Genomic DNA, 254 nt, shown 5'->3' with positions numbered 1-254 from the left:
TATTTAAGATGGTGGCTCGGGACGGAATCGAACCGCCGACACGAGGATTTTCAGTCCTCTGCTCTACCGACTGAGCTACCGAGCCAACTTAAATGGCGGTCCCGACCGGGATCGAACCGGCGATCTCCTGCGTGACAGGCAGGCATGTTAACCGCTACACCACGGGACCATTTGGTTGCGGGGACAGGATTTGAACCTGCGACCTTCGGGTTATGAGCCCGACGAGCTACCAGACTGCTCCACCCCGCGATAAT

The 254-nt window shown here is 57.5% G+C and carries 3 tRNA genes; all 3 read right to left on the bottom strand.

Annotated elements, in window-relative coordinates:
- Window positions 1-9: 9 nt before the first annotated feature.
- Window positions 10-85: transfer RNA gene (locus CN692_RS19250), tRNA-Phe, on the bottom strand.
- An 8-nt stretch (window positions 86-93) separates the two neighbouring features.
- Window positions 94-169: transfer RNA gene (locus CN692_RS19245), tRNA-Asp, on the bottom strand.
- A 3-nt stretch (window positions 170-172) separates the two neighbouring features.
- Window positions 173-249, bottom strand: a tRNA-Met gene (locus CN692_RS19240).
- Window positions 250-254: the final 5 nt, after the last annotated feature.

The sequence above is a fragment of the Bacillus sp. AFS002410 genome, from assembly GCF_002556365.1.
Lineage (GTDB): Bacteria > Bacillota > Bacilli > Bacillales > Bacillaceae_G > Gottfriedia.
This window is presented reverse-complemented; position numbering and strand designations above follow the sequence as displayed.